Origin of the sequence: Pseudooceanicola lipolyticus (assembly GCF_002786325.1) — a bacterium.
Classification (GTDB): Bacteria; Pseudomonadota; Alphaproteobacteria; order Rhodobacterales; family Rhodobacteraceae; genus Pseudooceanicola_C; species Pseudooceanicola_C lipolyticus.
Genome location: NZ_PGTB01000125.1, coordinates 1 through 12,247, shown reverse-complemented (window position 1 = coordinate 12,247; position 12,247 = coordinate 1). Strand labels below are relative to the sequence as shown.

Below are 12,247 nucleotides of genomic sequence, written 5' to 3'. Positions count from 1 at the left end.
CTGATCCCGGCGGCCGAGATCCCCGGCGATGTGCGGACCCGGCTGACCGCGGCCCGCGCGCCGGTGGCGGGGCTGGATATGGGCCAGCCGCAGATCATGGGCATCGTCAACGTGACACCCGACAGCTTTTCCGATGGCGGCCGGCATTACGCCCATGACGCCGCGCTGGCGGCGGCGCAGCAGATGGCGGCGGCGGGGGTGGCGATCCTGGATATTGGCGGTGAATCGACCCGGCCCGGCGCCGCCGAGGTGCCCGAGGCCGAGGAGATAGCGCGCACCGCGCCGGTGATCGCCTCGATCCGCGCGCTGACCGGCCTCCCGATCTCGATCGACACGCGCAAGGCGGCGGTGGCGCGGGCGGCCATCGATGCGGGTGCCGATCTGGTCAACGATGTCAGCGGCCTGACCTTCGACCCGGCGCTGGCGCCCTATTGCGCCGGGGCCGGCCTGCCGGTCTGCGTGATGCATGCGCAGGGCGACCCGGAAACGATGCAGGACGATCCGCGCTATGGCGACGTGCTGCTGGAGGTTTTCGATTTCCTGGAAACCCGTATCGCCGCGCTGGAGGCGGCGGGCATTCCGCGCGCGCGCATCCTGGCCGATCCCGGCATCGGCTTTGGCAAGTCGCAGGCGCATAACCTGACGCTGTTGCAGAACCTGTCACTGTTTCACGGCCTTGGCTGCCCGATCCTGCTGGGGGTGTCGCGCAAGGCGTTTATCGGCCGGATTGGCGGGGAACCGCAGGCGGCGCGGCGCGCGCCGGGCTCGATCGCGGTGGGACTTGCGGCGCTGGCGCAAGGCGTGCAAATCCTACGCGTGCATGACGTGCCCGAAACGGTTCAGGCGCTGAGGCTGTGGCAGGCGGTGAGGTGAGTGACAATGCGTAAGCTGTTTGGAACCGACGGGGTGCGGGGCACCGCGAATACCCATCCGATGACCGCCGACATGGCGCTGCGCATCGGTGCGGCGGTGGGCCGCTATTTCCGGCGCGAGGCCGGCGGCGTGCACCGGGTGGTGATCGGCAAGGATACCCGGCTGTCCGGCTATATGTTCGAAAGCGCGCTGACCGCGGGGCTGACCTCGACCGGCATGAACGTGCTGCTGCTGGGGCCGGTGCCGACCCCCGCGGTCGGGCTGATGACCCGCACCATGCGCGCCGATCTGGGCGTGATGATTTCGGCCAGCCACAACCCGGCGCAGGATAACGGGATCAAGTTCTTCGGCCCCGATGGCTATAAGCTGTCGGATCAGGCCGAGGAGGAGATCGAGGCGCTGATCGATGTCGGCGTCGAACCGGCGCAAGCCCCCAATATCGGCCGGGCCAAGCGGATCGACGATGCGCGGTTCCGCTATGGCGAGCGGATCAAATCCTCGCTGCCGCGCGACCTGCGGCTGGAAGGGCTAAAAGTGGTGGTCGACTGCGCCAATGGCGCCGCCCACCGCACCGCGCCCGAAGTGCTGTGGGAACTGGGCGCCGAGGTGATCCCGATGGGGGTGGCGCCCGACGGCTATAACATCAACCGCGGCTGCGGCTCGACCCAGCCGATGGCGGCGGCCGAGATGGTGGTGGCGCAGGGCGCCGATGTCGGCATCTGCCTCGATGGCGATGCCGACCGGGTGGTGGTGATCGACGAGAACGGCGCGATTGCCGATGGTGACCAGGTGATGGCGCTGCTGGCGGCGCGCTGGGCCGCCGACGAACGGCTGGCCGGGGGTGCCCTGGTGGCGACGGTGATGTCGAACCTGGGGCTGGAGCGGCATCTGCACGCGCTGGGCCTGCGGCTGGAGCGCACTGCGGTGGGCGACCGCTACGTGGTGGAGCGGATGCGCGAGGGCGGCTTCAACCTGGGCGGTGAACAATCGGGCCATATCGTGATGACCGATTTTGCCACCACCGGCGACGGGCTGATGTCGGGGCTGCATTTCCTCGCCGAAATGATGCGCGCCGGCAAACCGGCAAGCGAACTGGCCCGGCAATTCGCACCGGTGCCACAACTGCTGAAAAACGTGCGTTTCGCCGAGGGCAAACGCCCGCTGGACAGCGACGGGGTGAAAACCGCGATCTCGGCGGCCGAGGCGGCGCTGTCGGGGCGGGGCCGGCTGCTGATCCGCAAGTCGGGGACCGAGCCGCTGATCCGGGTGATGGCGGAATGCGAGGACGAGGGGCTGCTGGGCCGCGCGGTCGACCAGGTGGTCGAGGCGGTCGAGGCCGCCGGGTAAAATTCCCTCCCCCGCGATCGGGGGAGGGATGGTGGTAAATTAGTTCTTGGCCTTGTCGACCATCTTGCCGGCCGAGATCCACGGCATCATCCCGCGCAGCTTTTCGCCCACCTGCTCGATCTGGTGTTCGTCGTTCAGGCGGCGGGTGCCTTTGAAGAACGGCTGGCCCACGGCGTTTTCCTGCATGAAATCGCGCACGAACTTGCCGGTCTGGATGTCGGTCAGCACCTCTTTCATCCGCGCCTTGGTCTCATCATAGGGCAGGATGCGCGGGCCGCTGACATATTCGCCATATTCGGCGGTGTTGCTGATCGAATAGTTCATGTTGGCGATGCCGCCTTCATAGATCAGGTCGACGATCAGCTTCACTTCGTGCAGGCATTCGAAATAGGCCATCTCGGGCGCGTAGCCGGCCTCGACCAGGGTTTCAAAGCCCATGCGGATCAGTTCCACAAGGCCGCCGCACAGCACCGTCTGTTCGCCGAACAGGTCGGTTTCGCATTCCTCGCGGAAGTTCGTCTCGATGATCCCCGAGCGGCCGCCGCCGATGGCCGAGCAGTAGGACAGGCCGATTTCCAGCGCCTTGCCCGAGGCATCGTTGTGCACCGCGACCAGGCAGGGCACGCCGCCGCCCTTGGTGTATTCGCCGCGCACGGTGTGGCCGGGACCTTTGGGCGCCATCATGATGACATCGACGCCGGGCTTGGGCTCGATTAGGCCGAAATGCACGTTCAGGCCGTGGGCAAAGGCGATGGCGGCGCCGTCTTTCAGGTTGTCATGCACGTATTTCTTGTAGGTCTCGGCCTGAAGTTCGTCGGGCATGGTGAACATGATCAGGTCGCACCAGGCCGCCGCTTCGGCGATGCCCATGACCTGCAGGCCCTCGGCTTCGGCTTTCTTGGCCGAGGCAGAGCCTTCGCGCAGGGCGACGACAAGGTTCTTGGCGCCCGAGTCGCGCAGGTTCAGCGCGTGAGCATGGCCTTGCGAGCCATAGCCCAGGATGGCCACTTTCTTGTCCTTGATGAGATTGATGTCGCAGTCACGATCGTAATAGACGCGCATTGGTCTGGTCCTTTCCTCGATTGTGCCGGGCAACATAGGGGAATCTACGGGAAGTTTTCTGCAAATATTCAGGTTGACCGGTGGTTGGGCGAGAATCTAATTCTTCGTTCTGTCATATGGTGAAATGATCATGCGTTCCGCGCATATGCGGCCTCGCGCAGGCCTCTCCGCTACACTTGCTTCACGTGACCGATAGGCATCCGCTACAGAACGGTTCGCAGGATAGGTTTGACGTGATACACTGAATTCACGAAGTTTGTATTCCCTCTACTGTGGATGAGTGAAATGGTCATGCTTGACGACGCTGACCGCCGTATCCTGCGGCATTTCCAGCGTGATCCGTCCCTGTCGATGGCCGATCTGGCGGTGCAGGCCGGACTGACCGCGGCGACCTGCTGGCGGCGGATCGAGAAGATGCAGGCCGCCGGTGTCATTCTGGGCCAGGAGGCGGTGATCGACTGGGCGGCGCTGGGCTATGCCGTCGAGGTCAGCCTGCGCTTTACCCTGGAAAAGACCCGCGCCAGCGCCTTTGACGAATTCCTGGCCGCCGCGCGGCAGGTGCCCGAGGTTTTGGAAATCCAGACCTTCCTGGGCCGGGTCGATGTGCGGCTGTTGGTGATCGCGCGCGACCTGGAGCACTATCAGCAGGTCTACCGCGACCGCATCCTGACCCTGCCGCATATTGCCGATATCGAACCGCTGATGCATCTGGCGCGGCTGAAATCGGACCAGGTGCTGCCGGTATGATCGCCCTGGATGACCTCGACCGGCAGATCCTCTTCGCCCTGGCGCGCGACGCCACACTCAGTGCCGGCGAGCTGGGCCGCCGCCTGGGCCTGTCGCAGCCGGCGACCTGGCGGCGGATTCGGCGGCTCGAGGACAGCGGCGCGATCCGCGGCCGGCGGCTGCGGCTGAATGCCGAGGCGCTGGGCTTTGGCGTCACCGTCTTCCTGGGGATCAAGCTGGGCCGGCGCGGGCAGGGGCGGTTTGCCGATTTCGAGCGCGCGGTCAGCGCCATCCCCGAGGTGCAGACGGTGGAACATGTGCTGGGATTGTACGACTTCCGCCTGCGCATCGTTGCCCGCGATCTGCCCGATTTCGAACGGTTGCTGCGGCGGCGGATCATGACCCTGCCGGGCGCCGGCGACGTGGAGGCCAATGTGCTGCTGAGCGAAGAGCGGCTGCCCGGACCGTTGGGCGCCTGAGCCGGCCCGCACTCGCCGCTTTACGTAGGGGACGAACAGGGGCAAGGTATCGGGACTTAGGGAAAACGCCTTTTTATTGCGGGATTGGGGCAATGCGCAGGATCTTTCTAGCCAGTCTTGCCACCGCGCTGATCGTGGCGTCAGGCAGCGGCGTGGCGGTTGCCGACACCGCCGAACGGGTGGCCGACGGCCATCACCTTGCCGCGGTATTGCGGGCGGCGCGATCGGTGGTGTCGAACAACCAGCCGTTGATCAACGACCCGTCCAAGGGTGACAAGGGCCTCACGCCCGAGGTGTTCCTGGATCAGCTGGAGGCCACCTATACCGAGACCAACAACCAGCCCCTGTTGCCGGACGATCTGTCCGATCTGCAGCGTCGGCTGATCACCACCCAGCTTGAGGCGGTGTCCGAGGTGGTGGCCGAACACCAGGGCCTGATCAACACCCCCGACATGGGATTCAAGGGCTTTATCCCGGCGGTCTTTGCCCGGCTGGTCAATGAACGCTTCGGCGAAAAGATCGGCGGCATCGCCAGCGTCAAGGTCACCGCGCCGCCCGATCTGGTGCGCAACCGCAAGGCGCGGCCGGATGGTTGGGAAACCGCGGTGATCGAAGACAAGTTCCTGGCCCCCGGTTGGGACAAAGGCGCGGCCTGGTACGAAATGGTCGAGGGCGAACAGGGCCCGGCCTTCCGCATGCTGATCCCGGAATATTACTCGGCCTCCTGCCTGTCGTGTCATGGCGAGCCGGCGGGCGAGGTGGATGTCACCGGCTTTCCCAAGGAGGGCGGGCAGGTGGGTGACCTGGGCGGCGCGATCTCGATCACGCTGAACGAATGAGCGGGGCGCGCCGGTCATTGCTGAAGCGGCTGACCGGGCATGGCATTCCGCTGCGGGTTGGGGCGCTGTCGGCGGTGCTGCTGGGGGCGCTGATCGTTTCGGCGGCGATGATGGCCTGGGAATTCACCGCCAACCAGAAGCGCATCTCCGGCGCCACCGAACGGTTTCACCAACTGCAGGTCGCCGCCAGCGCCGACCGCCATTTCGGGCAGCTGCGGTATTGGATGACCGACCTGTCGGTCAGCCTGCTGACCCTGTCGGAGCGCAATGCCAATACCGCGCGCGACCTGCTGGAGGCCGATCTGGCCGAGTTGGAGGGCTTCGCTCCCGAAGCGGCAGCCCAGATCAGGCAGGCGGCGGTGGAATATTACGACAACGCGCTTCGGGCGGTGGATGCCTATACCGAGGGCAACCGGGTGGTCGGCAACACCTTTCTGGCCACCGCGCGACAGGGCAGCGATATCGTTGATGTCGCGCTGGCCGATTTGGTTGCCTCGCTGTCACAGGACACCCGGAGCGCCAATCTGGTTGCCGCCGAGGCGGCGCAGCAGGCGCAGCAGCGCGCCATCATCGCCAGCGTTGCGGTGGTGCTGTTGGGCACGGTGCTGACCTTGCGCGTGCTGGAATCGATCTTGCGGCCGTTGGCGCGGATCGACCGGGCGATGACCCAATTGAACGATGGCGTCGAAACCCCCGATCTGCCGCCCGAAGGGCCGGATGAATTTGGCCGCATGGCGCGCACTCTGCGCACCCTGCATGACAGTCAGGCGGCCCGCCGCGTGCTCGAGGACGAGGCGGCCGAGCAGCGCCGCATGGTGCTGACGGCGATCGAGACCATCCCCGACGGCTTCGCCCTGTTCGACGCCGACGACCGGTTGGTCTTGTGCAACGCGCGCTATCGCCAGATGTTCGCACCGGCAGCCGAGGCGATGGTCGAGGGCGCCACCTTCGAAGAGATCCTGCACGCGCATCTCGATGCCGGGCTGATCGATACGGCCGGCAAATCCCGCGCCGCCTGGGTGGCGGAACGGCTGGCGCGGCACCGCGATCCCGCGGGGCACCGGGACGAAGTCCTGTTGGATGGCGGCTGGATGCTGGTTACCAAGCGGCGCACGCCCGATGGCGGTGTGGTTGCGGTCTATAGCGACATCACCGAGATGAAGACGCGCCAGGTGGAACTGGAACAGGCCCGCCGCGCGGCGGAAGACGCCAACGAGGCCAAAAGCCGCTTTCTCGCGTCGATGAGCCATGAGCTGCGCACGCCGCTGAACGCGATCATCGGCTATTCCGAGATGCTGATCGAGGATGCCGAGGATACCGGCCAGACCGAACCGGTGGAGGATCTGGAACGGATCATGGCGGCGGGCAAACATCTGCTGTCGCTGATCAACGACATCCTGGACCTGTCCAAGATCGAGGCCGGCAAGATGGAGGTGCATATCGAGACCTTCGAGATCGCGCCGCTGATCGAGGATGTGCAATCGACGGTGACGCCGCTGGTGCGGCAGAACGGCAACCGGCTGGCGGTGGTGATCGGCCCCGGCGTGCGGCAGATCGAGACCGACAAGACCAAGCTGCGCCAGAACCTGTTCAATTTGCTGTCCAACGCCACCAAATTCACCAAGGAGGGCACCGTCGAACTGAGCGTGACCCGCGACGAGGACAGCCTGAGTTTTGCCGTCCGCGACGAGGGGATCGGCATGACGCCGGAACAGCAGTCGCGCCTGTTCCAGGCCTTCGTGCAGGCCGACAGCTCGACCACCCGGAACTATGGCGGCACCGGGCTGGGCCTGGCCATCGTCAAGCAGTTCACCGAGATGCTGGGCGGCAGCATCGCGGTCGCCTCCGAGCCGGGCAAGGGCTCGACCTTCACGCTGACCATGCCGGTGGCCTATCCCGGTGGTGACAAGGGTGCGGCGGCCGAACCCGAGACCACGGCCAGCGCCCCCTGTATCCTGATCGTCGATGACGACCCGCAATCGCTGCGGCATATCGGCGATCTGGTCGAGGCCGAAGGCTATGGCATCCTGACCGCCGGGAATGCCGAGGGTGGCCTGGCACTGGCTCGGCGGCACCGGCCGGCGGCAATCGTGCTGGACGTGATCATGCCCGAGCGCGACGGCTGGTCGGTGCTGCGCGAACTGAAGGAAGACCCGGACCTGTGCAGCATCCCGGTGATCCTGGCCACCGTGGTCAGCGATCGCGACATGGGCCTGGCCTTCGGCGCCACCGATCACCTGATCAAGCCGGTCGATCCCAAGCTGCTGGCGGCGCGGCTGAACGAACTGGCTGGCCAGGGCGGCAAAGAGGTGCTGGTGGTCGATGACGATCCCGGCACCCGCGCGCTGTTCCGCCGGGTTCTGGTGCGCGAGGGCTGGACGGTGCGCGAGGCAGCGGACGGGGAAAAGGCGCTGGTGCAGCTGGAGGCGAAACGGCCGACGCTGATGGTGCTGGACCTGATGATGCCGAATCTTGACGGGTTCGATACGCTGCGGAAAATGCGCAGCACGGAATCGCTGGCCGATCTGCCGGTGATCATCGCCACGTCGAAGGATCTCACCCGTGGAGAGATCGACTGGCTGAAGGCCAATGCGCGCGAAGTGATCAGAAAAGGCGCCGCCGGCCGCGCCGAACTTGTCGCCGCCATCCGGCGGGTGGCGGGGCCTCCGAACGCAAGCGATGGGCAGGGATTATGACCAAGGTATTGATCGTCGAGGACAATGACATGAACCTCGACATGTTGTCGCGGCGGCTGTCCCGCAAGGGATTTGCCGTGGTATCGGCGCGGGACGGCAAGGCCGGGGTCGAGGCCGCCGCGCGCGAGATGCCCGATATCGTGCTGATGGATATCAGCCTGCCGGTGATGGATGGCTGGGAGGCGACGCGGGCGATCAAGGCCGATCCGGCCACCGGCGGCATCCCGGTGATCGCGCTGACCGCCCATGCCATGGACGAAGACCGCAGCCGCGCGCTGGATGCCGGCTGTGACGAGTTCCATACCAAGCCGATTGACCTGCCGTCGCTGTTGGAAAAGATCGGGCGCCTGGTGCCGGGCTGAGATGACGGTGGGATCGGGCATCAACCGCAAGGCGGTGGCGACACGGGTCGCGCAGCGTCTTGCCGGCCCGGCCGAGGCGATCCTGGGCTACCAGGAGATGATCGTCGAGGATCTGGCCCGCGCCGGGCCTGAGGCTGCCCGCGCCGATGCCGGCCGGGTGCTGGACGCCGCGCGTGCATTGTCGCAGCTGGTGGGCGACATCGTCGCCTCGGGCGCCGGCGATGTCGACGAGGCGACGCTGCGCCATGATCTGCGCACCCCGGTCAATGCGATCCTGGGCTATTCCGAGATGATCCTGGAGGATTTCGAACCCGAACTCGCCCGCGGCGTCGCCTCCGATATCCGCGCGGTCATTGCCGAATGCGGCCGCTTCCTGTCGCAGGTCGATGCGCTGATGGATTTCTCGCACGGTGCGGGCGAGGGCGAAAGCGAGCTGGACGCCGGCATTGCCGCCGGCCTGGAACGGGCGCTGGAGGCGCCGGCGCTGGGCGCCGAGGTGGCGGCGGGCCGGATCCTGGTGATCGACGACACCAAGGCCAATCGCGACCTGCTGCGCCGCCAGTTGGAGCGGCAGGGCCACAGCGTCAGCACCGCCGCCTCGGCCGCCGAGGGGCTGGCATTGCTGGAAACCGCCGGGTTCGACGTCATCCTCGTCGATATCCTGATGCCGGACATGAACGGGATCGAGCTGCTGGCGCGGCTGAAGGCCGAGCCGCGCTGGCGCGCGATGCCGGTGATCATGATCTCGGGGCTGAAGGAGAAAAAGGCGGTGGTGCGCTGCATCAGCGCCGGCGCCGAGGATTACCTGGAAAAGCCGGTCGATCCGGTGCTGCTGCACAGCCGGGTCAATGCCAGTCTTGAACGGGTGCGCTGGCAGCGGCGGGAAAAAGAGTTCCTGGCCCGCATCGAATATGAACGCGACCGCGCCGACGCGCTGCTGCACGCGATGTTGCCCGCCCCGGTGATCCGCCGGCTGCAGGAGGGGGAAACCCTGATCGCCGACCGCATCGACGCCGCCACCATCATCTTTGCCGATATCGTCGATTTCACCCCGCTGGTGGCGCGCACCGATCCGCCGCTGCTGCTGAAACAGCTGGCCGGCATCTTTTCCGCCTTCGATGACCTGGCCGCCAAGCACGGCGTCGAGAAGATCAAGACCATCGGCGATGCCTATATGGCGGTGGCGGGCGTGCCCGATGCCAGCCCCGACCATCCCCAGCGCGCGCTGTCCTTCGCCCGCGATCTGATCGGCACCATGCAGGGCGAGGTCGGGCAGGGGCTGGCGATTCGCGTCGGGCTGCACAGCGGCCCGGTGATTGCCGGGCTGGTCGGGCGGTTGCGCTTTGTCTACGACGTCTGGGGCGAGGCGGTGAACCTGGCCAGCCGGCTGGAAGCCAGCGGCCAGCCCGGCCGCATCCACATCTCCGAAGCCAGCCACGCCGCGCTCGACCAGCTGGTGCGCGCGCCCGAGGCACAGATGCCCGAGCTCAAGGGGTTGGGACGGGTGCGGACCTTTCTGGTGGACTGATCACAACCCATCGAGCGCGTTGGCGACCTGCTGCGCGAACTTCGCCGTGGCGACGGGCAGGGTGCGGCCGCGCATCTGGCCGATCAACAGCAGGCCCGGAGCGATGTCGCGCGGGTCGATCCGGCGCACCACCAAATGCGGGTCGAGGCGCGGCAGCAGGCCGATCGGGATCTGAAAGCTGATCACCTGTTCCTGCAGCACATAGTGGCGCATCAGTTCGAAACTGTCGGCCTCGACCACCGGGTCCAGTTGATAGGACCGGCCGCGCACCGCCTGTTCCAGCAGGTGGCGCACGCCATATTCGCTGGACGGGATCACATGCGGCAGGGCGAGGCAGTCGCGCAGGCGCAGCACCTCTTGCCCGGCCAGCGGATGATCGGCCGACATGATCGCCGACACCGGCTGTTCCACCGCGCGGATCACCTCGAAATCCACCAGGTAGACCGGTTCGAACACGATGGCGAGGTCGGTAGCGAACACGCTCAGGTCATGTTCCGCCTGCGCCCGGTCGCGCACCCGGATCGAAAAGGTCACGCCGGGATGGTCGCGCCGATAGCGCGCCACCTCGCGCGGCAGAAAGATCGGGGTCAGCGCCTGCGAACAGGCGATGGTGACATGGCCGCGCCGTTCGCCGCTGAGGTCGGCAACCTGGCTGCGCACCCGCTCCAGATCGCTCAGCTGCGCCTGGATATGCTGCATCAGCAATTCGCCCGCCGGGTTCAGCCGCACGCCGCGCGGCAGGCGTTCGAAGATCGGGCCGCCGAACTCCTCCTCGAAATGCTGGATCCGCCGGTTCAGCGCCGAGCTGGTGATGTTCATGTCCTCGGCCGCGCGCCGGATCGACCCGGCGCGCGCCACGTCCCGGATCATCCGATAGGTCTGCAGGTGGCGCATCGCGATTCCTTTGCGCTGCATTTTTCGCAGCGGATTGCTGAAAACATAGCACTAGTTGTCATCGCTTAATAGGCGCAGGCTGAACCTGACGGGCCGGGCTGTGCGTGCCGGCGGGGGCGCGAAAGATCATCGACACGGCCAAAAGGGGGCGAAGCCATGACGCGGGACTTGCAGTTCACACTGGACGGGCTGAGGGCGGCCTATGCCGCGGGGCTGGCCCCGGCCGAGGTGCTGCGCGAAATGTTCCGCCGGATCGAGGCGCAGGATGATCCCGGGATGTTCCTGCACCTGGCCGCGCTGGACGATCTGATCGCGGCGGCGGCGGCGCTGGGCCGCTACGATCCCGCGCTGCCGCTCTGGGGCATGCCCTTCGCGGTGAAAGACAATATCGACGTTGCCGGGATGCCGACCACGGCGGCTTGCCCCGGCTTTGCCTATCAGCCTGTCGAGGATGCCCCGGTGGTGGCGCGGTTGCGCGCGGCGGGGGCGATCCCGGTGGGCAAAACCAATCTGGACCAGTTCGCCACCGGGCTGGTGGGGGTCCGTACCCCGCATCCGGTGCCCAGAAACACCCTCGACCCCAGGATCGTGCCGGGTGGCTCCTCCTCGGGGTCGGCGGTGTCGGTCGCCGCCGGGATTGTCCCCTTTGCGCTTGGAACCGATACGGCCGGGTCCGGGCGGGTCCCGGCGGCGCTGAACAATATCGTCGGGCTGAAACCCTCGCTGGGCGCGATTTCGACCCGCGGCGTGGTGCCGGCCTGCCGCACGCTGGACTGCGTGTCGGTTTTTGCGCTGACGGTGGGCGATGCCTATGCGGTCTATCGCGCGGCGGCCGGGTTCGACCCGGCCGATCCCTATGCGCGGCAGGTGCCGGTTGCCGCGCCGTCGATCGCGCCGCCGGAATTTGTCGTCGGGGTGCCGACGCCCGACTCGCTGCGTTTCTTCGGCGACGCGCTTCAGGAACGCGCCTTTGACGCCGCGGTGGCGCAGCTGGAGGCGCTGGGCGCGCGGCGGGTGCCGGTGGATCTGGCGCCGTTTTTCGAGGTGGCCGAGATGCTTTATGCCGGCCCTTGGGTGACCGAACGTTTTCTCGCCGCGCAGCCGATGCTGGCGCGCGACGCCGACATGGTGCACCCGGTGATCCGCCAGATCCTTGGCCAGGCCGAGGGAATGACCGCCGCCGATACCTTCCGCGCGCTCTATCGGCTGGAAGAGTTGCGGCGCGCGCTGGCCCCGGTGATCGCCGGGCTGGACCTGCTCTGCGTGCCGTCGATCCCTACTTTCTATAGGCTGGAGGATCTCGCCGCTGATCCCATCGAGCCGAATTCGCGGCTGGGCACCTATACGAATTTCGTCAACCTGCTGGACCTGTGCGGGTTGAGCGTGCCGCTGCCCGCCCGCGCCGACGGGCGGCCCGGCAGCGTGACGCTGCTGGCCGCGG

Annotated in this window: 11 protein-coding genes; 9 read left to right on the top strand and 2 right to left on the bottom strand. The window is 66.7% G+C overall.

Features of this window, described 5'->3' with window-relative positions:
• The coding region (gene folP / locus CVM52_RS19655; RefSeq protein WP_100164127.1) for a dihydropteroate synthase at positions 1-873 on the top strand (873 nt) is incomplete at its 5' end.
• 6 nt (positions 874-879) lie between these two features.
• Complete coding sequence (glmM, locus tag CVM52_RS19650) at positions 880-2,220, top strand: phosphoglucosamine mutase (protein ID WP_100164126.1); 1,341 nt, start codon at positions 880-882, stop codon at positions 2,218-2,220.
• A 39-nt stretch (positions 2,221-2,259) separates the two neighbouring features.
• Here the strand turns inward: glmM and ilvC are convergent, their stop codons facing one another.
• On the bottom strand, positions 2,260-3,282 hold the full coding sequence (gene ilvC / locus CVM52_RS19645; protein WP_100164125.1) for a ketol-acid reductoisomerase: 1,023 nt from the start codon (positions 3,280-3,282) through the stop codon (positions 2,260-2,262).
• Positions 3,283-3,573: 291 nt separating this feature from the next.
• On the opposite strand from ilvC, the gene CVM52_RS19640 reads away from it, so the two are divergent.
• The 6 genes from CVM52_RS19640 (at position 3,574) to CVM52_RS19615 (ending at position 9,912) form a co-directional block, all read left to right on the top strand.
• Positions 3,574-4,029, top strand: a complete 456-nt coding sequence (locus CVM52_RS19640) for an Lrp/AsnC family transcriptional regulator (RefSeq protein WP_100164130.1) — start codon at positions 3,574-3,576, stop codon at positions 4,027-4,029.
• Positions 4,026-4,487, top strand: a complete 462-nt coding sequence (locus CVM52_RS19635) for an Lrp/AsnC family transcriptional regulator (protein ID WP_100164124.1) — start codon at positions 4,026-4,028, stop codon at positions 4,485-4,487. Before CVM52_RS19640 ends, CVM52_RS19635 begins: the two co-directional genes overlap by 4 nt.
• Positions 4,488-4,579: 92 nt before the next feature.
• A complete protein-coding gene (locus CVM52_RS19630) occupies positions 4,580-5,326 on the top strand; it encodes a Tll0287-like domain-containing protein (RefSeq protein WP_100164123.1) in 747 nt (248 codons plus the stop codon).
• Entirely contained in the window at positions 5,323-8,022 is a 2,700-nt protein-coding gene (locus tag CVM52_RS19625; protein WP_100164122.1) for a response regulator, read from the top strand. The genes CVM52_RS19630 and CVM52_RS19625 overlap by 4 nt, the downstream gene beginning before the upstream one ends.
• Positions 8,019-8,384, top strand: coding sequence for a response regulator (locus tag CVM52_RS19620; protein ID WP_100164121.1), 366 nt, complete (start codon positions 8,019-8,021; stop codon positions 8,382-8,384). Before CVM52_RS19625 ends, CVM52_RS19620 begins: the two co-directional genes overlap by 4 nt.
• A gap of 1 nt (position 8,385) precedes the next feature.
• Positions 8,386-9,912: an adenylate/guanylate cyclase domain-containing protein gene (locus CVM52_RS19615; protein WP_100164120.1), complete on the top strand. Its 1,527-nt coding sequence runs from the start codon at positions 8,386-8,388 to the stop codon at positions 9,910-9,912.
• Here CVM52_RS19615 and CVM52_RS19610 read toward each other — a convergent pair whose 3' ends face one another.
• Complete coding sequence (locus CVM52_RS19610) at positions 9,913-10,806, bottom strand: LysR family transcriptional regulator (RefSeq protein WP_100164129.1); 894 nt, start codon at positions 10,804-10,806, stop codon at positions 9,913-9,915.
• Between the two features lie 156 nt (positions 10,807-10,962).
• On the opposite strand from CVM52_RS19610, the gene atzF reads away from it, so the two are divergent.
• Positions 10,963-12,247 (top strand): allophanate hydrolase (atzF, locus tag CVM52_RS19605; RefSeq protein ID WP_100164128.1); only part of this gene is annotated, 1,285 nt, incomplete at its 3' end.

Coding starts and splice junctions, on each gene's coding strand:
- ilvC (WP_100164125.1), bottom strand. CDS start 3,282: ATGCGCGTCTATTACGATCGTGACTGCGACATCAATCTCATCAAGGAC.
- CVM52_RS19630 (WP_100164123.1), top strand. CDS start 4,580: ATGCGCAGGATCTTTCTAGCCAGTCTTGCCACCGCGCTGATCGTGGCG.
- glmM (WP_100164126.1), top strand. CDS start 880: ATGCGTAAGCTGTTTGGAACCGACGGGGTGCGGGGCACCGCGAATACC.
- CVM52_RS19610 (WP_100164129.1), bottom strand. CDS start 10,806: ATGCGCCACCTGCAGACCTATCGGATGATCCGGGACGTGGCGCGCGCC.
- CVM52_RS19615 (WP_100164120.1), top strand. CDS start 8,386: ATGACGGTGGGATCGGGCATCAACCGCAAGGCGGTGGCGACACGGGTC.
- CVM52_RS19640 (WP_100164130.1), top strand. CDS start 3,574: ATGCTTGACGACGCTGACCGCCGTATCCTGCGGCATTTCCAGCGTGAT.
- CVM52_RS19620 (WP_100164121.1), top strand. CDS start 8,019: ATGACCAAGGTATTGATCGTCGAGGACAATGACATGAACCTCGACATG.
- CVM52_RS19635 (WP_100164124.1), top strand. CDS start 4,026: ATGATCGCCCTGGATGACCTCGACCGGCAGATCCTCTTCGCCCTGGCG.
- CVM52_RS19625 (WP_100164122.1), top strand. CDS start 5,323: ATGAGCGGGGCGCGCCGGTCATTGCTGAAGCGGCTGACCGGGCATGGC.